Source organism: Salinivibrio sp. IB872 (genome assembly GCF_001995345.1).
Classification (GTDB): domain Bacteria; phylum Pseudomonadota; class Gammaproteobacteria; order Enterobacterales; family Vibrionaceae; genus Salinivibrio; species Salinivibrio proteolyticus.
Map to the genome: position 1 here is coordinate 73,411 of NZ_MUFO01000016.1, position 21,031 is coordinate 94,441.

Here is a 21,031-nt window from a genome sequence, read left to right on the forward strand (position 1 = left end):
AGGAGCAGAAAAATGAAACAAGCAGGTGTGGCCCCTTGGTATCGGGTAGTTTTTTATGTGTTAGCGCTCAGCATGCCAACCACAGTATGGGCCAGTTTTAAAGATGAGGTCAGTGGTTTATATCAGTCTCTCAACCTCGCTGGTGAGGTGTCGTATCAGGCCTTTTCTGATGCGTATCGCCATTTTAAGCACAACCAAAGTAGCAAGCCGGTGATGACGCTGATTGATTACGGCAAACCGTCGTCAGAAAAGCGGTTTTGGGTAATCAATGTAAAAAAACGCCAAGTGTTATTTCGCTCTTATGTCTCTCATGGCAAAAATAGTGGCGCCCTTTACGCAAAGCGTTTCTCGAATCAGATTAATTCCTTGCAAACATCGTTAGGGGTTTATCGTGCGGCTGAAACCTATCATGGTAAACATGGCTACTCACTGCGTTTAGATGGGCTTTCGAAGGGCTTAAACGATAATGCGCGCGCAAGAGCGATCGTGATCCACGGTGCCGATTATGCTCATCCTAAGGTGATTAAACAAAGCGGCCAATTAGGTAGAAGCTGGGGCTGCCCGGCGTTACCTAGCTACTTATCCGCGCGCGTGATTGATGCAATAAAAAATGGCACCTTTATCTATGCGTTTGCCAGCCAAGCTTGATGGTTCTTGATTGCGCAGCGGACGAGGTTTCACGAGTCATTTCACGGTGGGCGATGTAACACCTGCACATTGTTCATCGTGAACGCAAATTCTCTACCAACAAAAAATAAAGGCATGTTGAGACGCCTTTTATCGCGCTAGCGTATGCTCCTTAACCACTAAGGAGGAATGCATGGCACGCCTAAATCCTGTTACTTTATGCTTACTCTCCGCGTTTACCCTGTTTCCTAGCAGTGATGGGGATGCTGCACCGTCCGCGCCAGCGTTGATGCATGGTGTTGACGGGCAGATTGCCGAACATGACTATCGTGGCTATTGGGCCAGTGAAAAACTGGATGGGATCCGCGCCTATTGGACGGGCACGCAATTCTTAACCCGACAAGGAAATCCCATTCACGCACCGGATGCATTGATACGAACGCTACCAACGACGCCTTTAGATGGTGAGTTATGGGCCGGAAGAGGCGAGTTTCAAACCGTGTTGCGTACCGTGTTGGACGATAAACCAGACCCTGACGCGTGGCAGAACGTTCGTTTTTATGCGTTTGATTTACCGGATGAACCTGGCCCGTTTTCTGCTCGCTATGCAGCACTGAAAAAGATAGTCGCCAACAGCGCATCGCCGTTCTTAGCCTTGGTAAAGCAAACGCCAGTGACTGACAATGACGCGCTCCAAGGACAGCTTATTGCCATCAATGAATCGGGAGGGGAAGGGTTGATGCTGCATCATCCCGATAGCCTGTACTTGGGAGATCGGGTAGAGAGCTTGGTCAAGCTAAAAACCTACCAAGAGAAAGATGCCACCGTTGTTGGCATGACGCCCGGAAAAGGTCGGTTACAAGGCTTGATGGGGGCCTTAGTGGTACGCCTTGCGGATGGTACTGAGTTTCGCGTGGGGTCAGGCTTTAGCGATGCACAGCGGGCTGAACCACCTGAAATCGGCAGTACCATTTTGGTTAGGCACARTGGTGTGACGGAAAAGGGCATCCCACGCTTTGCGCGTTTTATTCGCGAGAAACCCATGCTTTAAAAAGAACCCGCCTAACGGTTGGCGGGTTTGCAGGTCGGTTTAGTGCTCATGCGTGGCGGGTGACGTGTCCTGGCTTGCTCGATGACGAAGCTGGTGATCAAGGCACTGACAGTCTGCACTGTATTTTTTCTTACTGGTTTTTCCGATCCCCGGGTTAAAACTATTGGTTGGGTCAAGCTGATGGTAGAAATGAGCTAAATCGGGCTCGGCGGCATAGAGATGCCCCACGTTATGCTCGGCAGGGTATTTCGCGCCGCGTTCGTTGAGCTGGGCAAGCATTTTTGCCTTAATTGCATGTACATCGGCACCTTTTTTCACAATGTAGTCTTGGTGAAAGACGTGGCAGAAAAAGTGTCCGTAATAGAGCTTGGTGATCAATTGTGACTCAATGGTATCAGGCAGTTGCTCGACCCAATGTTTTTCATTGCGCTTCAATGCAATATCAAGCGCGAGAATATCTTCCACATCATTGCTGTGCATGGTGTGATAGCGAATCGCTGCGCCGGCAGCAGCAAAGCGGTGAAGCATGGCTTTTTTGGCTTCCTCTTCGGTACAGACAAAAAAGTCGCTGTCATCATGGTCGGCAAAAAATTGCGTCAAGAATTGCGAGCTTTCCTCAATACCTTCGTCTGATGCTTTAAAAATCAAATGATGCTCAAAGCGGTCACGGAACGCGAGCATACGAGAAGGCAAATGCTGCGGAAAAAGCTGGCTAACGTACTGCATGACTTTATCCGGCAGTGAATTGGGCAGCAAGGGCACTTTATCCAGCCACGCGGTAATTTGGGCTTTTAAGGCAAACATTTTAGGAATGCTGTCCGTCCCTAGTCGGCCAATGGCTAAAAACACGTCTTTGCCATATCGTTCAGCAATATTAAAGGCCTCGCGATGCATGTATTCTGCCACTTCGGGAAGATGTAACAGCTCGCTGAGCACTCGGCGACGTAACTGGTACAAAACATCAGGATTGTTGGTGCCGATATAGAACACCTTTTCACGCTCTGGAATGGGATAGGTATCTAGCCTGACCGCAAACACTGCCAGTTTTCCTGCACAGCCACTCACTTCATGAAGACGGTGTTTATCGGCGTTATACCGTGCAGGACCATCTGCGTCGACATCACGGAGGATTTGCTCGTAATCATGCGCGGAGGCTTTGCGCGTATCCGTGGTAATGTCTTCAGGACGATAATCGCCGCGTTCGACACGGGCGAGAATGGTTTCCGGATCGTCGCCAAGCGCAATCCCTAAATGATTGACCAAGACTAGCTCACCGGCTTCGTTTAACTGCGCAAAGAGCGAATATTCTGTATAGGCAGGGCCACGTTTAACCAACGCGCCACCAGAATTATTGGCCACACCACCGACAATCGATGCGCCAATACACGACGAGCCAATCACAGAGTGCGGGGCTCGGTTAAGAGGCCGTAAGGTTTGCTCTAAGTGATGAAGTGTGGTCCCCGGAAAGCTGATCACTTGCTTGCCCTGATCAAGCAGCTGTAAGCCGTCTAATCGTGTGGTATTAATTATCACCACATCGCGGTCATAGTCATCGCCCTTCGGCGTCGATCCTTCGGTTAAGCCCGTATTCGCGGCTTGCATGATGATCACCACATCGGCGTCAACACAGGCTTGCAAGACACGCCATTGCATCACTAATGAGGTCGGGAAAATGACCGCCAGCGCACTGCCTCCTCCTGAGCGAAACCCAGTGCGATAGTGTTGGGTATGACTTGCATCCGTCAGTAGGTTCTTGTGACCGACAATATCCGTCAGCGTTTGTATCAATGCTTGTTGTTGTGATGAGGACAAACGTGATGGGGTGTTCATAAGCGTTCCTTTCCTTCCATATATTCAAAAAGGCTGAGGGTCAGCCGGGCTGGCCCGCTTGAATTAGGTCAATCAGGCCGAGTTCTGCGCTCGGCCTATCATCGTCAGATTACGCCGCCATCAGGATGTCAGCAACTTGAATCACATGTATCGCGATGATGCCAATTACCCCAGCGGCAATCAGATAGTAAATCGTAGGTAACACAGTTTTACGTAAGGTCGCGCCTTCGCGCCCCAATAAGCCCACAGTGGCGGAGGCGGCAACGACGTTGTGAATGGCAATCATATTACCTGCTGCCGCACCGACGGCCTGAAGTGCCAGCACGGTGACGGTTGATGCGCCCAGTGTTTGTGCGACTTCAAATTGAAACTGACTAAACATCATATTCGAGACGGTATTTGAGCCGGCGATAAAGGCCCCTAATGCACCAATGGTGGCGCTAAGAGCAGGGAAACCATCACCCACCAGTTGCGCAGCAAACCGCGCTGTCATCACTGGCATACTGACCAAATCGGCGGCATTCACTCCTGAGTTAATAAATATACGCACCATAGGAATGGTAAACACCAACACAAAGCCTGCACCGATGAGTGTTTTACTAGACTCATTCGCTGCTTTGAATAGAGGCTGGAGACGTTTGTTGTGAAGTAAGGTGGCAACTAAGGCGACGAATGCGAGGATCCCACCAGGAAGATACAAAGGTTGAATCGCCGCATTAATGCCGGTTTCTCCCAATAGCGCGTTAAAACTTAAGCTCACATCTGTTAGTAGTGATTTTACCGTTGGACTGACGCGGCTGATCACCAAACACAGTGCCAAGAGTAAATAAGGCGCCCAAGCCATGGCCATGTTCATGGGCTTTTCTTGAACCTTAAGGTCCATTTTAAGCGAGCCTAACCATTGACTCGGCCACGTAGAGGCATCATCAAAGTCCCAGTGCTTTTTGGGAACAAGAAAGTTTTTCCGTGCCGCAGTGGTGACTAGGACAATACCCACTAATCCACCAAGTAGAGAGGGGAATTCAGGACCGAGTAACCACCCGGTCAAGGCATAAGGAATGGTAAAGGCTAACCCCGCAAAAATGGCGAATGGCGCCACGGCCAATCCTTCGCGCCAGCTTTTGTTTTTGCCGAAAAAGCGGGTCAACATCATGGCCATCAATAGTGGCATTAGGGTGCCAATCATGGCATGGATGAGTGCGACTTGGGTGGTGATAGCTTGTAAATAGCTGGCCCAGTCACTGCCGTTAGCCAGTAATGTTTGTCCAATAGTGTGGCTATCAAGCCCTTTATTGACGCCGACAATGATAGGGGTTCCCACTGCTCCGAAAGAGACGGGCGTGGATTGGATCATCATACCAATCACAACGGCGGCCAGCGCAGGAAAGCCGATTGCAACCAACAAAGGGGCAGCGATTGCCGCGGGGGTCCCAAATCCTGACGCGCCTTCAATGAAAGAGCCAAAACACCAAGCGATAATAATGGCTTGAATACGCCGGTCATCAGAAATATTGGTGAAACCATTACGGATCACGGTAATCGCACCGGTGTGTTTCAATGTATTGAGCAGCAAAATCGCGCCAAAGACAATCCAGAGGACAGCGGCTGTAATGATTAGTCCTTGTAAAATCGAGGCTGAGACGCGAGTAAGGCTCATTTGCCACTGGAATAGTGCGATTAACACTGTCATGATAAATGCCACTGGCATCGCCTTTTTGGCGGGCCAATTTAATCCCACCAGCAAAATGGCAGCAACCACGATGGGGGAAAACGCAACAAGGGCGTAGAGGGTATCAGTCATAGTCTGTCCTTTTAGACGTCTCTTCCGTTAGTTCACGTAAAAGCAAGGCACGCCATCGTATTTTTATGCTGTCGCATCTGTTGTTTTTTTGCTGACATCGTGATGACGTGATGTTAACTGGATGTGACATTACTCGTTTACATTTTCTTGATATATGGAAATAATGAAAATGATTACTTCCATAATTGACATAATATGCCGAAAACAGACGATCTCGTACTTTTTGCTCAAGTCGCTGAATATGGTTCCTTCAGCAAAGTTGCCGAAATAAATTCCCTTACAAATTCAGTCGTTAGTAAACGGATTAAGAAGCTGGAGGAGAGTCTAGGCGTTCAGTTGTTGTATCGAACAACCCGAAAGCTGACACTGACGGATGCGGGGCGGACACTCTATCAAGGCGCAAAAACTGTGAAGCAAGCCGCTGATGAAGCCTTTGATGCTGTCTCGGGCTTTGGTGAGGCGATCAGTGGCCATATCAAAATCTCGGTACCAACGATTTCTGGTGAGTTACTGTTAGCAGAGGCAGTCGCGGAATTTTGTAGCCAATACCCGGGGCTTACCATTGATATGTCGTTAGAAAACCGCTTTGTTGATTTGATTGATGAAGGGTTTGATTTGGTAATCCGTACCGGTTATCTCGAAGACTCCAGTTTGATTGCTCGACATATTCTTGACTCTCAATGGGTGGTTTGTGCCGCACCGGGCTACATTGCACGTCATGGTCGTCCGCAGCAACCTCATGATCTGAAAGCCCATAACTGTTTGCAATATGCCTATCAAACCACAGGGGCAAGTGATTGGGAATTTAAAGGTGAGGGCAAAAACCAAATGATTAAAGTGTCGGGGAATCTCTCGACGGATAACCCCATTGCATTGAGGAAAGGCGCGCTTGGGGGACACGGTATTGCGTATGTCCCGCGTTGTTTGGTTTATCAGGATATTACTCGGGGCGACTTGATTGATCTGTTTCCCGATCAGGTGGGCAAGCGATTGGGGATTTATGCCGTGTACCCGTTTACCCGTCAGCCACCAAAGAAGATCCGCTTACTCATTGAGCACATTCGGCAAAAGTATTTAGATATTCGCCATTGTTTCTAGCAAGGTGATGTATAAACAGATACCGAGTTTATTTGGCTGCAATGGCAACGTTCGGTGACAACCAAAAAGCGCCATGCTGGATGGCGATGGCGCTTGTATTCTATGTATAGTCAGATTTAACTATTTCAGCATCTTAGCCATTTCACGGCCTTTGCCGATCACATCATCAACGGCGGCGACCACGGTTTTAGGAAAGCCGAGCATATTGTATTCGAGCTGCTGATTAAGCCACTCGAGCTTGGAGTCGGTAGTGACAAACTCCTGCCATGATTCGTCGACTTTCCCCGCCAGTCGTAAGATACCGGCCAGGGGCGAGAATTGTTCTTGATGGACGGGCGTAAATTGATAGCGAATTGCATCGCAAAGCCGATCAGGAAAATTCCACCTACGTGCTAACTCACCGCCTAACTCTGCGCTGGTGACACCTAAAATGAGTTCCTGCGCTTCTTGCTTGGGTTTACCCGCTTCTATATGTAGGTTAATCCTATCAAGCTGTTCATAAGCGGTGGTCATGATCAGCAATTCGCCCAAGTTATGAAGCATCCCCGCAGTAAACGCCTCATTCGGATCCATTTTTAATGAGCCCGCGAGCGCTTTGCTGATGGTCGCTACTTCAAAGGTGTGCTGCCAAAATGCGTCGATATCCAATTCGCTATCGACGTCAAACGCACTCATTAATGCACTTGAAACGACGAGGGTGCGCACGGGGCCAAGCCCAAGCCGAATGACTGCTTCATTGACAGAACCAATGTTCCGGGCTCGTCCAAAATAGGCGGAATTTGATAAGCGGAGTACTCGGGCTGAAATCACTTGATCGTATGAAATTTTGTCCGCAATTTGATTGAGATCGGCACTGTCACTGTTTACCAAGTCAATCAGTTCTTGCACAATTTTAGGGATCTTCGGTAATTTATCGATACGCTCAACTAAGCTACTGGATTGCATAATAACTTTCCTATAAAAACGCCCTCATCTAACTATAGATCAGGGCGAAACATGGGTGCAGATAAAATGCAAAAAACTAAGTCGTACAGTATGCTTGCTTGCGGGCATTAAAACGCTCAACCAAATCTTGAATCGCGTCTTCACAATAAGGGCGTAACCCGCTGGCGACCATTGTCTTGCAACCATGACCGACACGCCTATCTCCAACCATAAAATCAAACGAGAGATCGACCTTGCCACGTTTACCGTTAACACTCATGGTTGAGCTAGAAAGGGCAACTTCTGCCGAGCTAATTTGTAAATCATCAAACGACAGACTCATGCTCTCATACATCACCAGCGGWCGATCGGTATTGATCATCATCTGCTGCTCACGCATCAATGGCACCATGATATGGGGAAAGTTTTTACCTGAAAACTGTACATAGTGCTGAGCAATTTCGTTAGCAAGCGCAGGGTCGTGTCGCACAGCACCGCGGCGGGTCAGGGTAAGATAGAGCTTTTGGTTTTCATCGACCACAGTGACTTCATGCTCGGTTTCGACAATCTTTAATGGCGTGTTCGCACTGATCATGCCATTAAAATGAATCTGAATATGCTCACTGATCCCAATCTTTGCAAGCAAAATAGAGAGCAGAAGATCGCCGGGTACACAAAAGCGTGATGCCTCAGTATCGTGGATAGGGTTAAAGTCACCGGCAACACGTTTAGCAAAGTCACTGGCTTGCTGGCGAGTAAAAAGCAGTTTTCCGTCCTGCTCACTATAATAACGTTCAAGTTGCATAATTGTTAACAAAAGCGATAAAGAAGTGAGTATTGTAACCCAAGCGGACCGATTGATTGGTCTAGCCAGTCGTTGCATTAGCGGTTAGTGATCGCTGTCGAGCATTTTTTCCTAAAGAAACCATTTCACGACCAAGGTCTAAAGCCACCATGCTTCAAAGGTTTCATTTTGGATGTTATAAATGAAGGTGTTAGATAAAAATTCAAGGATGGGCTATGACATTTCCCTACCGACACATTGTTGTGCTTACCGGCGCGGGCATTTCTGCAGAGTCGGGTATTCGTACCTTTCGTGACCAAGATGGCCTGTGGGAAGAGCACCATATTGAAGATGTCGCGACGCCAGAAGGCTTTGCGCGTAATCCGCGATTGGTTCAGCAGTTTTATAATGACCGCCGTCGCCAGCTTCAATCCGGTGTATTCCCCAATGCGGCACACGACGCGCTAGCCCGTTTAGAAAAAGAGAGTGATGCCACTGTGCTGGTGGTTACGCAGAATATTGATGATCTTCATGAACGCGCCGGCTCGCAGCACATCATTCATATGCATGGCGAGCTCCTCAAAGCACGCTGTAGCCACTCGCAACAAACCATTGATTGGGTAGGGGATATTACTGAGGCTGATCACTGTCATTGCTGTCAAATGCCAGCGCCCCTTCGTCCTCATGTGGTTTGGTTTGGCGAAATGCCACTGGGGATGGGACAAATCCATGATGCACTCACCCAAGCTGATTTATTCGTCTCTATTGGGACGTCTGGTGCAGTATATCCCGCTGCGGGTTTTGTACATGAAGCGGCGATGCATGGGGCTCACACCATTGAAATCAACTTGGAGCCCAGTGCGGTTGAAAGTGAGTTTAATGAACGCCGTTACGGCAAAGCCAGCACGCTCGTACCGGCGCTGGTGGATGAAGTCCTCGCCTTTGAACAGTAAAAAGGGGCCCTCAGGCCCCCGCGTCTTGTCATTACATCCCCGCCTTTAAGCGCTGGAAGTAATCTTCGTACAAGCGGTTGGCATCACCGACCGCATTTTGCCATTCACCGGCCTGCATCACCGCTTTCGGTGGGTAAATATTAGGATCATTTTTAAAGGAAGCCGGTAACAGCGGATAAGCCGCTTTAACGGGTGTTGGGTAGCCAATGTCGAGTGCGAGCTTCGCGGCGTTTTCTGGACGCAGCAAGAAGTCGATCATCTTGTGCGCAGCGTCGACATGTTTAGCGTTGGCGGGAATGGCAAGACTATCCATCCAAAAGATGGCGCCTTCTTCTGGCCAGACAATCTCAATGGGAGCGCCCTCCTGACGGGCCATATACGCAGAGCCATTCCAAAGCATCCCCAAGGTGACTTCGCCGGCAAGGTAGGGGTTGGCAGGGAAATCGGAGTTAAATACCAATACATTTGGCATTAGCTCACGCAGCGCCTCGTAGGCGGCTTTGATCTCATCCGGATTGGTGGTATTAGCTGAATAGCCCAGCTTACGCAGTGCGATGTGGAAGAGCTCGCGCGCGTCATCCATCATCAGCAATTGCCCCTGCCATTTCGGATCCCACAGATCGGCCCAGCGAGAGACAGCGCTGCTATCCATAAAATCAGTGTTGACTCCAATGCCCGTTGCTCCCCAGATATAAGGGATAGAGTATTGGTTATCAGGATCAAAGGGTTTGTTCAGGTTATCCGGGTCAAGGCCGTCAAAATGGCTGAGTTTGGTTTTATCCACTTTCTGTAGCATGCCTTCCTGACGCATTTTGGAGACGTAATAGGTTGAGGGAACAACCAAATCATAGCCTTCAGGATGCGTCTTTAATTTCGCATACATGGTCTCATTGGACTCATAGGTGGAATACATGACTTCAATACCGGTTTCTTCGGTAAATTCTTCTAGCACGGATGCTGGAATGTATTCGGACCAGTTGTAAAAGTAGAGAACATCATCTTCAGCCGATGCCGTTGATGGGACCAGTGACGCACCCAGCAGCGCCAACGCAGAGAGTGAAGACCATTTGGTCATGGTGAAAACTCCTAGACATTACAGACAACAGGAAGCGGGCTGCCAGCGGGGTAGCAGCCCGAGGAAAGGTTTATTTTAGTCGATCTTTAGCCAGCCATTGTGAGCACATAACTAAGACGAGCGATACCATTAGCATGATGGTCGCTAAGGCATTAACTTCGGGTGAGACGCCAACTTTAACCATTGAGTAGATTTTCAAAGGTAAAATTTCATAACTTGGGCCCGTCACGAAAGAGCTAACAATCACATCATCCAAGGAGAGCGTGAAACTCAGTAACCAGCCCGCGCCCACCGCAGGCGCTGCAAGGGGCAGAATGATTTTGGTCAGAATGACCCACTCACTGGCGCCTAAATCACGAGCCGCCTCAAGCATTTTGACATCAAAGCCATTTAAGCGGCTGTACACGGTGACCACCACGAATGGCAAACAAAAGGTGATGTGCGAGAGCAGCAAAGTAAGAAAGCCCAATTGTGCGCCCATCAAGACAAATAATGCCAACAATGAAATAGCCATCACGATATCAGGCGACATCATCACCACGAACAGCATACCATTAACGAATTGCTTGCCACGAAAGCGATAGCGGAACAAGGCGACTGCCGTGAGGCTACCGATAATTGCCGCCGCAGAGGCAGAGAAAATCGCGATGGTGAGCGAGTTCCCTGCCGCCTGAACCAAGCTGTCATTGTTGATAAGCTGCTCATACCATTTCCAAGTAAAGCCTTTCCAGTTCATCCCAAACTTGCTGGCATTAAAGGAATTCACAATCAATATAATGATTGGAATATACAAAAAGGCATAAACTAAGGATAAGAATCCACTGCGTAAGATGCGGCTCATGCAAGTGTCTCCTTACGGTTCATCCATTTGCCAACCCGCCAATAGGCGAACAACATCAGACCCATGAGAACGGTCAGAGAAATACTGGCTGCGGAACCAAATGGCCAATCTCGTACATTGAGGATTTGGCTCTTAATCACATTACCAATCAGGAGGTTTTTCGCCCCACCCAATAAATCAGAGACATAGAACATGCCCAAGGCGGGCAGTAATACCAACAAACTGCCAGCAATAATCCCCGGTGTGGTTAAGGGAAGGATCACGCGAATAAAACGTTGAACCGTATTCGCCCCAAGATCGCGTGCCGCTTCAAGGTACGCGTTGTCTAGCTTTTCAATGCTGGAATACAAGGGCAAAATCATAAACGGTAGCAAGATGTAGACAAGACCAATCATGACCGCGTATTCGGTATACATAATGCGAATGGGGCGCTCAATCACGCCAAGCCACATCAGGCTTTCGTTCAATAAGCCGCGCGTGCCGAGAAAAATCTTAAGGCCATAGGTACGGATCAGTGAATTCGTCCAGAAGGGCACAATGACCAAAAAGAGCATTAACGGACGCATGCGTTTTGGCATTCTGGCGATGATAAACGCGAACGGGTAACCGATTAACAAGCAAATCAGGGTCGCGATGGCTGCCATATAGAACGAATGCCATACCACCTTGGCGTAGAGAGGATCCAATAACTTGGCATAGTTACTGAGTGTGAAGGTCATCTCAATCAAGTTGGCATCGTCACGGGTTAAGAAACTGGTGATGATGATCATCAGGTTGGGCATAAAGACAAAAACCAATAACCAACCGACAACCAAGCCAATGATGGCGGTTTGCAGGTTAAGCTTTTTCATCGGCCAATACCACCTCCCAGCTTTCAACCCAAGTGATTGCCACTTTTTGGTCGAGTGAGTGGTCAACATCCGGGTCATCTTCATTAAAGAATTCGCTGACCATCACGGTTTGCCCTGATGGCATCTCGAGCACAGAGTCTAGCGTCATGCCTTTATAGTTACGCTCACGCACGTAGCCAATTAGGCCATTGGGGTTAGCATCATCACTAATTTCTTCAATGCGAATATCTTCTGGGCGCAGCAAGACTTTGACTTGATCGCCGGCACGTACATCCAGTTTGCAGTAGACCTCACATTCACGTGACTCAATACGCGCCCAAATGCGTTGCTCATCCATCCGTTTAATCACGGTAGCATCGAACACATTGATTTCACCAATAAAACGCGCCACAAACAGGTTCTTAGGCTCTTCGTAAATCTCACGAGGGCTACCGTCTTGCTCGATTTCACCATCACGCATTACCAAAATCCGATCGGACATCGACAGCGCTTCTTCTTGGTCATGTGTGACAAAGATAAAGGTGATCCCCAGTTTACGTTGTAGCTGTTTGAGCTCCATTTGCATGCGCTTACGCAGCTTATAATCTAGCGCGGATAAAGACTCATCTAACAACAACACTTTCGGTTTATTGACAACGGCACGAGCAATTGCAACACGTTGTTGCTGGCCACCCGATAATTGATGTGGCTTACGCGACGCATAATGGTCAAGCTGCACCATACGCAGCGCTTCCATCACCCGAGGCTCGATCGTCGTACGATCCACACCTTGCATCCGCAGTCCGAACGCAACGTTTTCGAATACGCTCATGTGCGGGAAAAGGGCGTAGCTCTGGAATACCGTATTTACGTGGCGCTGTTCGGCGGGGATATCTGTGACATCCTTTCCATCGATAATGACACGGCCGCTGTCCGCATCTTCAAGGCCAGCGATAAGACGTAATACGGTTGTTTTCCCGCAGCCAGAAGGGCCGAGGATAGTCAGAAATTCACCATCGTTAACGGTGAGATTGAAACGGGAAATGATTTCTTTGCCGTCAAAGCTTTTGGTCAGAGATTTAAGCTCAACAACCGGTTTGTGAGATACATGCGCGTGGTTCAATGGTTCGTTCTCTCCCTACCTGGCAAATTGTTGTTCGCGGATTTACCCATAAAATAGACGGCGCATGATAGACGTGCATCCTGCTAAGTTAAAGCAATTTTTTACACATTTTCGCCGTGCTCTAATCAGCCGCTATCATGGGTAAATCATGAAACATCCTTGATGTTAACGTTGGGTAAAAATAGCACGGATTCCGTGTTTCCTGGTGAGATTGGTTTTTGGCTATTGGTAACAGTCAGATATACTGTCAACAACAGTCATGACAAATAACGATTATGAGTCAACAAGATTTCAACAATGCGCTACATATTGGTGGGTCGATAGAGACCGCACTCAACGGTCGATATCGCCTCGAGCCATTTGAGATTATTAAAGAAGCGTTCTCGCTGACATTTAAACACTTCTGGTCCTTTCTGCCCGCGGCTTTATGCTTATTTGCCGTTCAAGTTGGTATTCTAGTGTTGATGTTGACGTTACTTCTGGGCGATCCCTCTCATTTATTCGAGGGGTTAGTCGGGCAGCGCGAAATGACCACAGATATGGTGTCATCCGTGTGGTTATCTAACTTTACCTCTGAGGTGCTGATTGCCCCCTTGTATGCAGGTGCAAGCTTGATGGGGTTGGCGCATGCAATTGGGTTTAGGTCCAAACCTCGCCATCTAGTTAAGGGGTTGGCGTTTGCACTGCCTGTCACCGTGGTGATTTGTTTGTCTGCGACGTTACAAAGCGTCGCCAGTATGATTTTTCCATTATTGAGCTTATATGTCGCGATGGCCTTTTCAATGGCACCGCTACTGATTTGTGAAAAGCGTTTGACGCCGTTAAAGGCGCTGGCGGTGTCTTTCCGTGCCGTCAACAAGAAAGTGCTCGCCCTTGCCACCATTTATGCGGTGGTCGGCGTGCTATTTCTCATTTCTTTTGTTACCGCTGGCTTTGCATTGGTTTGGGCATTACCCTTTCTGTTCAATGTTAAGGGTGTGATTTACCGAGAAATGTTTGGTGTCGGCGTTGAAGTGACGGTGTCACAAAATAACGATAACAATGCTACCCCTGAAACATCCCATTCGTCAGGCAACGATACTTTTGATGCCTGATTGGCGTTTAGCCCGTACACGGAGTGTCCATGAAAAAATTAACCAGTGCATTGGCACTGGCAGCTTGTATGAGCTTGCCTGCCCATGCCGATACCATGAGATTTAGCTACAGCAAATTGTTCACTCAGCTCAAGCATAATGTTGAAGAAGGGCACCCAGATATTGGTGTCGCGTATTTTATGGTTTCGCCTGATACCGGCGAGGTGTGCCCCATATCTCGAGCGTGGATGCGCAAAAAGGAACATTACGAAGCCTTTGATATCCCGCCATCGCAAGCATTGCCACTGCCACTAGATAACCAGTTACGCAAAGTGAACCCAGATGTATTTGTGGAAACTCCAGCGGGCATGACCTGCGACATCTCTTTTCAGGTTCTAGTGAATACGCCGGTTGATCAGCAATTGACGGGGGAGCAAATTCAAGGCTGGTTGCCTCAAATGGATGCGATGATGAAGAATCTCGGCGGTATGTTCGCGTCGTGGTTTATGCCGAAAACGCAGGGTGTCGTGGTGCATTTTGGACCAGATGTTAGCGGTAATGTGGTATCAACAACCGGCCAATCGTACGTGATTGAGAACCGTAAAGTGACCATTGATGCCAGTGCGTTGCAACCGGAGTCACGCTTAACGCTTCCAGCCACGCCAATTAAAATATCACCTTGGCTACCAAAAGACCCTTCCTCTTGATAGAAAAAAAGCGCTCTTGGAGCGCTTTTTTACGATAACGAACGGGTTAGCTATTGGCTCACGTTCATCACAGCTAACGTTAATGCTGGGTCTACCTCAACCACATCATCATTATCGGGTGTCGGGTTGGTAAAGGTTTCTTTATCGAAGGCAGTGTCTCCATCGCCTTCATAGGCCATACCTGCTGCCACTGATTTGAAATCAAACAAGTTGAAGTCAGCCATGTGCGAAGGCACTACATTTTGCATCGCGCGGAACATGGTCTCAATACGTCCAGGAAAACGCTTGTCCCAATCACGCAGCATATCCTTGATCACTTGGCGTTGCAGGTTAGGTTGCGAGCCACATAGGTTGCATGGAATAATCGGAAACGCTTTTTGCTCCGAGTAACGTTCAATGTCTTTTTCGCGACAATAGGCCAGAGGACGGATCACCACATGTTCCCCGTTATCTGAGACAAGCTTGGGTGGCATGCCTTTCATTTTGCCGCCATAAAACATGTTCAAGAATAAGGTTTCAAGGATGTCGTCGCGATGGTGGCCCAAGGCAATTTTAGTGGCTCCCAACTCTTTAGCCGTACGGTACAAAATACCGCGACGTAAGCGTGAGCAGAGTGAGCACGTGGTTTTACCTTCCGGCACTTTATCTTTCACAATCGAGTAGGTGTCTTCTTCAACAATCTTATACTCGACGCCGAGACTCTCAAGATACTCTGGCAAGATATGCTCGGGAAAGCCGGGCTGTTTTTGGTCTAAGTTGACCGCGATAAGCTCAAACGAAATGGGAGCGCTTTTTTGCAAGCTTTGTAGCATATCTAGCAGCGTGTAACTGTCTTTTCCGCCAGATAAGCACACCATGATACGATCGCCATCTTCAATCATATTGAAGTCAGCAATGGCTTGGCCGGTATTACGGCGAATGCGCTTTTGCAGTTTATTAAACCCGTATTTTTGTGCTTTGGTCAGCTCTTGCGTGCTCATAAGTACTTTCGCGTGATGGGCAGCTCAACCACGTTGCGCTGCAGTGAATGCATGAATGGCGGGTATGATACGGATTTTGACTATAAATGCCAGCAGCAGGCAGTGAATCGCACTGCCTGCTAGGGTTGAAGGGTTAATCGCTCGCGCGAGGGTCAAGTGGACTGATGTAACCATTCGGTTTGATGGCGAGCAAGTCACAATCCAGTTGGTCAATCATATGTTCTGCCGTATTACCAATAAAGACGGCTGAGAGGCCGGTTCGTCCAGTTGTGCCAAGAATCACCAGCTCTGCATCTAATTCGCGTGCGATCTCGGGAATAACATCTTCAGGTAATCCCTCATGCACATGTGTACGCGCCTCTTCAATGTGGTGACGCTGGCGGAGCGCTTTCATGGCAGTGAGGTGATGTCCTCTAACCGCATCGGTATATGAGGTGGGGTCAAACTCTGGTAGCTCGATGGTAATGTTCACCGGTGTTGCCGGGTAGGCATTGGCTAAATGAAGCTCAGCACCAAGCATCGCACTCATCACTTCGCCTTCATCCACGAGTTTATCATTCAATGTGGCGTGTGTTTCGCTCTCAGAGGCAACATGTACGGACGCAATGATTTTGCCTTTGTCTGGCCATCCATGTTCTTTCACCAACAACACAGAGCTTGGACATTTGCGTAATAGGTGCCAGTCAGTTGGGGTGAAAATCACAGAGCCTAAGGTATCATGCTTGTGCGTGGCCTTAACCACTAAGTCATGCTGATGGCTCAGTACTCGCTCAACAATGGCTTCATAAGGGCGGTTATGCCACACCACTTCTTTTTCAATATCACAATGTTGCGCGTTGTGTGACTGAATGATGTCATTCATCCATTCTTCACGTTGGTGCATCACGCCATTTCGCATTGCTTGACGCTCATTGGATGAGAGCATCGAGGTCATTTCATAAGAGAAATCATAAATAGCAAGAAATAGGGTCAGTTTTACATCCGCATCGCAGCGCTCACTTAATGTGACTGCGCGAGACAGTGCGGGCTGTTGGTCTTGGGCGGGGTCGATCACAACCAGAAGATTTGTATACCTGGACATATCTGCCTCCTTAGCACAGATGCACCGTGTAGTTTCAATGTAACGCACAACATCTAAGAGAGCGATATAAAATCGAGATAGGGAAGCAAAAAAGAGAAATGGCGCATAATGCGCCATTTATTAGGAGTTTGTTTACATGTTGAAAGGGCAGTTTAGAGCTCTTCGCCTGCTAAACGTGCTAATTCTTCCAGATTGAGAATCGTGATGTATTTCCCTTTCACGGCAAGAATTTCTGATTTTTGGAAGCGACCTAGCAACCGGCTAATCGTTTCGACAGTGAGGCCAAGATAGTTACCGATATCACCGCGGGTCATCGTCAGTCGGAACTCACGAGGCGAAAAACCACGCTGAGCAAAGCGCTTAGAAAGGCTATAAAGGAAGGCTGCGAGACGCTCCTCTGCGGTTTTCTTCGACAGGAGCAAGATCATATCTTGGTCTCCTTTGATCTCATTACTCATTAACCGCATGATTTGTTGTCTTAATTTTGGCATCTTGCCAGACAAATCATCGAGGATTTCATAAGGAATTTCACAGATCATCGAGGTTTCAAGCGCCTGTGCAAAGCTTGGGTGCTCTTTCTCATTAATAGCATCAAAGCCTACTAAGTCGCCTGCAAGGTRGAAGGCTGTTATTTGTTCATCACCTTGCTCGGTGATGGTATAGCTTTTGATGGTTCCTGAGCGGATTGCATACAGCGCTCGAAGATGATCACCCGCTTTGAATAACTCTTGGCCTTTCTGAATAGGTTTTTTTCGCTCAATGATGCTATCCAGTTGATCCAACTCTTGCTCATTCAACGTAAAGGGAATACATAACTGGCTAATACTGCAATCCTGGCAATGAATTGCACAGCCACCAGACTGTACCCGCCGAGTGATGATCTTATTAGACACCATACACCTGCCTGAAATAAAAAACGTCGCCAGTAATATTACACCATTATGGCATGCTCGGTCGACCTTATACTGATGGTCTACCTACAAAAGCAGTTTGAGCGCGCCATAGGCTGTGTAAAGACCATACAGTGCCATTAGTATGGCACATGTCAAACGTATTAGACGATTATTGAGTATGGGTTTGATCCGCTCCGCAAGTGCACCCACGGTGATCATCRCGGGTAGAGTACCGAGACCAAAGCCAAACATAATCAGGGCACCTCCTGATGCGCTACCTGCAACTGCTGACCAACTGAGTGCAGAGTAAACGAGTCCACAGGGTAACCAGCCCCAGAGTAAGCCAAATGGAAGTGCATAGGTTGGTGATTTGAGCGGTAATAACTTAGAGGAAAGTGGAGAGACGCGCTGCCACAATTTGCCACCAACCCGCTCGATATAACTTAAGCCGTTCCAGATATGAGCTAAATAAGCCGCAAGCAACAGCATCATCACAGCAGCAAAAAGGCGTAGGACTGCCAGCTGATGGGTGAGATCACTCATGGCAAGAATAGAGGCAACTGCACCGCCAATCAGTGCACCTGCAATGGTGTAGGAGGTAATGCGTCCAAGGTTATACAAAAGTAGGTAGGGCCATTTCGCTTTATGCTTGGGGATACCAAGTGACATTGCTGCCGCCACACCACCACACATCCCAATACAATGCCCGGYACCGACCAAACCAATGACGAAGGCGCCAATAAAATCAACGTTAGTCATACAAGGCTCGTTTAGGGATGTTTAGATGAGTGCTGGTTGTCGGATTCGTTTTCGTTACGCTGCGCATTTTTCTCTGGCTCTTCCTCATCAAATAGGATTGATGAGCCTTGGCGTTCTAAATCTTCAAATTGATCGGACTTCACCGCCCAAATAAACACCACAGCAGCCACACAGACCAGCATGATGGCAATGGGGATCAAAATATAAAGGCTGGCCATAAGATTTCCTTATTTTCGGTTGAGCAGACGGAGTGAATTCGATACCACAATAATTGAACTTGCTGACATGCCTACCACGGCAACATAAGGCGCGACAAACCCCATTACTGCAAGGGGAAGAATGGTGACATTGTACCCCAAGGCCCATGCGAGGTTTTCGGCAATGATACGGCGAGTGCGACGCGCGAGTTGTCGCGCCGTAAGCAGTTTTTCTAGATCATCGCTCAGTAACACCATATCGGCGGAGGCTTTAGCGATATCGGTACCGCCACCCATCGCCACCGAGAGGTGCGCGCCTGCAAGTACAGGGGCATCATTAACACCATCACCGACCATTAATGTAATCGTATCGCTTGAAAGCTCCTGAAGATACGCCAGTTTTCCTTGTGGCGATACACCTGATATCACAGTTTCAATGCCAAGCTGGTTTGCGACCGTGTTGGCATTGGCAGATTGATCGCCTGTGAGCATGGTGGTTTGAATGCCTGCGTGTTTGAACGCAGCAATTAAGGATGCACTGCTATCACGAATTGGGTCATTGAGCGAGAAGGCGGCAATGGGCATACCATCACACGAGAGCACGACTGGGTAATGGCTAAATGCTGTCTCTATGGTGGCCAGCGCAAAATCCGGCTTGCCGATCCGCCAATGTTGTCCGTGAATTGTGCCACTGATACCTAGCCCAATGTGATTATCTGCGTCAACGACGTCATAATACGCTAAGGCTCTCAACTGAAAAGCGTGGGCAATCGGGTGGTTGGCAAACGCTTCTAAGCTGGCGGCAATGTCCAGTACGTTTTGTTCATCATATTCAGGATTGACGATCGCGACATCACTGATCTCAATCTTACCTTCTGTCAGGGTACCCGTCTTGTCGACAACCAACCGATTGACTTTCGTTAACGTCTCCAGCACATGACTGCGGCGCAACATGATACCGAGCTGACCAAAGGTTGAAGTTGAGCAGGTTAATGCGGTCGGTGTTGCTAAAGATAGTGCACAAGGACAGGTCGCCACCAACACTGACAGCATGATCCAAAATGCATCGTCAGGTCGCTCAAAATGCCAATATAACCACGTTGAGGCGGAGATAAGTAAAATCGCGGCGACAAAGTAGCGGGCAGTTTTGTCCGCGAGGACAGCGACTTTTGGCTTCGCCATTTGTGCTTCATCTTGTAGGCGAACAATGTTAGCAACTAATGATTCTTTATGATTGGCTGTCACTTCAAGGTCGACGTTACCTTCAACATTCATGGTCCCCGCGTAAACAACGTCTCCCTCTTGTTTCATTTGCGGCAGTGACTCGCCGGTGAGCATCGCTTCATCAACCGAGGTTGTGCCGGTTAGTACCACACCATCGGCAGGGAAAGGCTCACCTGGCAACACGCGTATTTTTGCTCCGACCGAGAGGCTATTAGCAGGCACTGCTTCGCCATCAAGATAACGTGCCATTTTCGGTACCAGCTTGAGCAAATTTGCACTCGCGGCCGCCGCTGTGCGTCTTGCCCGCATTTCCAGAAAACGCCCCAACAGTAAGAAGAAGGTAAACATCGCGACCGATTCGAAGAAGACTTCGCCTTTGCCGGTAACGGTCGCGTACAAACTTGAAAAATAGGCAAAGAGCAAGGCGATAGAAACGGGCACATCCATACCCAGTGTACGTGCTTTTAAGTTTCGCCACGCATTGGTGTAAAACGGAAGCGCGGAGTAAAGCAGCACGGGAGTCGCAAAGATAAGGCTTATCCAACGGAAGTAGTTTCGGAAGGTTTCATCCATATCGCCAAAGACTTCAAAGTACATCGCCACGGCAAGCATCATAACTTGCATGGTAGCGAGGCCTGCAATCCCTAGGCGATAGAGATATTGCTTCATATTGCGGTGGTATTGCTGCTCTTGCTTATCCGCTTCAAACGGCGCAGCTTTGTAACCGAGTTGGTGAATGTGTGTAAGGATAGTGCTGAGTGATGTTTGGGTTTGATCCCAACGCACAGTCGCACGGTTCGTGGTTGTATTGACTTGGATATGCGTTACGCCTTTGGCGCGCTGCAATTGCTTTTCAATCAACCATGCACAAGCCGCACATGACACGCCATCGAGTGACAACGTCACCTCTTTTTGTTCGGCAAGGTCACGTACAAATTCGCGTTGAACATCTTCATTGTCATACAGCGCCAGTGATTTGAGCTCTTCCGGTACGAGATCCGCTTTATCTGCTTGAGTTGTTCGATACTGATAATAAGAACTCAAACCACTGTCTACAATAGTGGTTGCCACTGCTTGGCAACCGGGACAGCACATTAGACGAGGTTGATCAAAGATCACAACTTGATAGGTGTCGCCAGTCAAAACTGGCTCACCACAGTGATAACAGGAGTGGGTCATG

The 21,031-nt window shown here is 48.4% G+C and carries 20 protein-coding genes; 6 read left to right on the forward strand and 14 right to left on the reverse strand.

Going from position 1 to position 21,031, the window contains the following annotated elements; translation table 11 throughout:
* The first annotated feature begins 12 nt into the window (after positions 1 to 12).
* Both BZJ18_RS08690 and BZJ18_RS08695 read left to right on the forward strand, forming a co-directional pair.
* Positions 13 to 648, forward strand: a complete 636-nt coding sequence (locus tag BZJ18_RS08690) for a murein L,D-transpeptidase catalytic domain family protein (RefSeq protein WP_077456138.1) — start codon at positions 13 to 15, stop codon at positions 646 to 648.
* Positions 649 to 820: 172 nt separating this feature from the next.
* Positions 821 to 1,678 (forward strand): DNA ligase, encoded by an 858-nt coding sequence (locus BZJ18_RS08695; RefSeq protein WP_077456139.1) that lies wholly within the window; start codon positions 821 to 823, stop codon positions 1,676 to 1,678.
* Between the two features lie 39 nt (positions 1,679 to 1,717).
* Here the strand turns inward: BZJ18_RS08695 and dld are convergent, their stop codons facing one another.
* Both dld and BZJ18_RS08705 read right to left on the reverse strand, forming a co-directional pair.
* Positions 1,718 to 3,508, reverse strand: coding sequence for a D-lactate dehydrogenase (gene dld, locus BZJ18_RS08700; protein WP_077456140.1), 1,791 nt, complete (start codon positions 3,506 to 3,508; stop codon positions 1,718 to 1,720).
* A gap of 109 nt (positions 3,509 to 3,617) precedes the next feature.
* A complete protein-coding gene (locus BZJ18_RS08705; protein WP_077456141.1) occupies positions 3,618 to 5,309 on the reverse strand; it encodes an L-lactate permease in 1,692 nt (563 codons plus the stop codon).
* Between the two features lie 195 nt (positions 5,310 to 5,504).
* Here BZJ18_RS08705 and BZJ18_RS08710 point away from each other — a divergent pair, with 195 nt between their 5' ends.
* A complete protein-coding gene (locus BZJ18_RS08710) occupies positions 5,505 to 6,407 on the forward strand; it encodes a LysR family transcriptional regulator (protein WP_069587666.1) in 903 nt (300 codons plus the stop codon).
* Positions 6,408 to 6,527: 120 nt separating this feature from the next.
* Here BZJ18_RS08710 and BZJ18_RS08715 read toward each other — a convergent pair whose 3' ends face one another.
* Both BZJ18_RS08715 and BZJ18_RS08720 read right to left on the reverse strand, forming a co-directional pair.
* Positions 6,528 to 7,352, reverse strand: coding sequence for an HDOD domain-containing protein (locus BZJ18_RS08715; RefSeq protein ID WP_077456142.1), 825 nt, complete (start codon positions 7,350 to 7,352; stop codon positions 6,528 to 6,530).
* A gap of 76 nt (positions 7,353 to 7,428) precedes the next feature.
* Positions 7,429 to 8,136 (reverse strand): DUF3581 family protein, encoded by a 708-nt coding sequence (locus BZJ18_RS08720; RefSeq protein ID WP_077456143.1) that lies wholly within the window; start codon positions 8,134 to 8,136, stop codon positions 7,429 to 7,431.
* A 215-nt stretch (positions 8,137 to 8,351) separates the two neighbouring features.
* On the opposite strand from BZJ18_RS08720, the gene cobB reads away from it, so the two are divergent.
* Positions 8,352 to 9,068, forward strand: coding sequence for a Sir2 family NAD+-dependent deacetylase (gene cobB, locus BZJ18_RS08725; RefSeq protein ID WP_077456144.1), 717 nt, complete (start codon positions 8,352 to 8,354; stop codon positions 9,066 to 9,068).
* A 31-nt stretch (positions 9,069 to 9,099) separates the two neighbouring features.
* On the opposite strand, the gene BZJ18_RS08730 is transcribed toward cobB, so the two are convergent.
* The 4 genes from BZJ18_RS08730 to potA all read right to left on the reverse strand — a co-directional run bounded on the left by BZJ18_RS08730 (position 9,100) and on the right by potA (position 12,937).
* A complete protein-coding gene (locus BZJ18_RS08730) occupies positions 9,100 to 10,143 on the reverse strand; it encodes an extracellular solute-binding protein (protein WP_077456145.1) in 1,044 nt (347 codons plus the stop codon).
* A 70-nt stretch (positions 10,144 to 10,213) separates the two neighbouring features.
* On the reverse strand, positions 10,214 to 10,984 hold the full coding sequence (gene potC / locus BZJ18_RS08735) for a spermidine/putrescine ABC transporter permease PotC (protein WP_069587677.1): 771 nt from the start codon (positions 10,982 to 10,984) through the stop codon (positions 10,214 to 10,216).
* Positions 10,981 to 11,835 (reverse strand): spermidine/putrescine ABC transporter permease PotB, encoded by an 855-nt coding sequence (potB, locus tag BZJ18_RS08740; protein WP_077456146.1) that lies wholly within the window; start codon positions 11,833 to 11,835, stop codon positions 10,981 to 10,983. The genes potC and potB overlap by 4 nt, the downstream gene beginning before the upstream one ends.
* Positions 11,822 to 12,937, reverse strand: a complete 1,116-nt coding sequence (potA, locus tag BZJ18_RS08745) for a spermidine/putrescine ABC transporter ATP-binding protein PotA (RefSeq protein WP_077456147.1) — start codon at positions 12,935 to 12,937, stop codon at positions 11,822 to 11,824. Before potA ends, potB begins: the two co-directional genes overlap by 14 nt.
* 275 nt (positions 12,938 to 13,212) lie before the next feature.
* Between potA and BZJ18_RS08750 the strand changes: the two genes are divergently transcribed.
* Both BZJ18_RS08750 and BZJ18_RS08755 read left to right on the forward strand, forming a co-directional pair.
* Positions 13,213 to 14,031, forward strand: coding sequence for a hypothetical protein (locus BZJ18_RS08750; RefSeq protein ID WP_069587681.1), 819 nt, complete (start codon positions 13,213 to 13,215; stop codon positions 14,029 to 14,031).
* A gap of 29 nt (positions 14,032 to 14,060) precedes the next feature.
* Complete coding sequence (locus tag BZJ18_RS08755; protein WP_077456148.1) at positions 14,061 to 14,717, forward strand: DUF2987 domain-containing protein; 657 nt, start codon at positions 14,061 to 14,063, stop codon at positions 14,715 to 14,717.
* A gap of 50 nt (positions 14,718 to 14,767) precedes the next feature.
* Here BZJ18_RS08755 and ttcA read toward each other — a convergent pair whose 3' ends face one another.
* From ttcA to BZJ18_RS08785, 6 genes are all read right to left on the reverse strand, one after another.
* Positions 14,768 to 15,697 (reverse strand): tRNA 2-thiocytidine(32) synthetase TtcA, encoded by a 930-nt coding sequence (gene ttcA / locus BZJ18_RS08760; protein WP_077456149.1) that lies wholly within the window; start codon positions 15,695 to 15,697, stop codon positions 14,768 to 14,770.
* Positions 15,698 to 15,830: 133 nt separating this feature from the next.
* The gene (gene uspE / locus BZJ18_RS08765; protein WP_077456150.1) at positions 15,831 to 16,778 is read right to left on the reverse strand and encodes a universal stress protein UspE; all 948 of its coding nucleotides are present in this window, start codon (positions 16,776 to 16,778) and stop codon (positions 15,831 to 15,833) included.
* Positions 16,779 to 16,930: 152 nt separating this feature from the next.
* Complete coding sequence (locus BZJ18_RS08770) at positions 16,931 to 17,674, reverse strand: FNR family transcription factor (protein ID WP_077456151.1); 744 nt, start codon at positions 17,672 to 17,674, stop codon at positions 16,931 to 16,933.
* 81 nt (positions 17,675 to 17,755) lie between these two features.
* Positions 17,756 to 18,430 carry a sulfite exporter TauE/SafE family protein gene (locus BZJ18_RS08775; protein ID WP_077456152.1) on the reverse strand — a complete coding sequence of 225 codons (675 nt, stop codon included), beginning with the start codon at positions 18,428 to 18,430 and terminating at the stop codon, positions 17,756 to 17,758.
* Between the two features lie 11 nt (positions 18,431 to 18,441).
* Positions 18,442 to 18,648 (reverse strand): cbb3-type cytochrome oxidase assembly protein CcoS, encoded by a 207-nt coding sequence (gene ccoS / locus BZJ18_RS08780; RefSeq protein ID WP_069587692.1) that lies wholly within the window; start codon positions 18,646 to 18,648, stop codon positions 18,442 to 18,444.
* A gap of 9 nt (positions 18,649 to 18,657) precedes the next feature.
* Positions 18,658 to 21,030 (reverse strand): heavy metal translocating P-type ATPase, encoded by a 2,373-nt coding sequence (locus BZJ18_RS08785; protein ID WP_077456153.1) that lies wholly within the window; start codon positions 21,028 to 21,030, stop codon positions 18,658 to 18,660.
* Position 21,031: the final 1 nt, after the last annotated feature.